Source organism: Seonamhaeicola marinus (assembly GCF_008085455.1).
Map to the genome: position 1 here is coordinate 1 of NZ_VSDQ01000756.1, position 273 is coordinate 273.

Consider the following 273-nt stretch of genomic DNA (forward strand, 5'->3'; position numbering starts at 1 on the left):
TGTGTTAAACCACGACGAAAACCTGATAAATGTGTACCACCTTCGTGCGTATTAATATTATTTACGTAAGAATGTAAATTTTCAGCGTATGATGTATTATAAATCATGGCTACCTCAACCGGAATGCCATTTTTTTCACCTTCAAAAGCAATAACATCTTTCATTAAAGGTTCTCTTGTGGCATCAAGGTACTGAACAAATTCTGTTAAACCAGCTTCAGAGTGAAAAGTTTCAGTTATAAATTCACCTTTTTCATCTTTATGTCTTAAATCT

Annotated in this window: 1 pseudogene; it reads right to left on the reverse strand. The window is 33.0% G+C overall.

Going from position 1 to position 273, the window contains the following annotated elements:
• A pseudogene (locus FUA24_RS25915) lies at positions 1-273 on the reverse strand (DNA topoisomerase IV subunit B); the annotation flags it as partial.